This window comes from Achromobacter sp. Marseille-Q0513 (genome assembly GCF_018195695.1).
Taxonomy (GTDB): domain Bacteria; phylum Pseudomonadota; class Gammaproteobacteria; order Burkholderiales; family Burkholderiaceae_B; genus Achromobacter.
The window spans coordinates 1-379 of the sequence record NZ_JAGTJY010000603.1 but is presented as its reverse complement, the minus strand read 5'-3'; the positions used below and the strand labels follow the sequence as shown (position 1 = coordinate 379).

The 379-nt window shown below is 59.6% G+C and carries 1 pseudogene; it reads right to left on the bottom strand.

Annotated elements, in window-relative coordinates:
- A pseudogene (locus tag KDH83_RS31945) lies at positions 1–230 on the bottom strand (amidohydrolase); the annotation flags it as partial.
- Positions 231–379: the final 149 nt, after the last annotated feature.

Genomic DNA, 379 nt, shown 5'->3' with positions numbered 1-379 from the left:
ATGTCGGCCCGCAGCATCAGCGAGCGCGCGGATGTGCCGCGGCGCAGGACACCGACGACGCCTGTTTGCGCAATGCCGGTGTGCACTTCGATGCCGCTGCATATCAGGTGCTCCGCCACGAGGGCCGCCGTCCTCGTTTCCGAGTAGGCGGTCTCCGGGTGGGCATGCAGGTCCCGCCGCAAGGCGATGATGGCGTCCAGTTCTTTCAGTTCGAACACGTTGGTTTCCATGATGTGCCAGTTCAGGATCGCGTGGGCGGCGCGGTCGGGATTTCCCACCGCGAGCTTCGGCGCTCACATACCTAAGCATTAATCATCAACTCGGACGATTCAAGCGAATATTTTGCCTACAATGATGACCAATAGTCATCAACATCAGG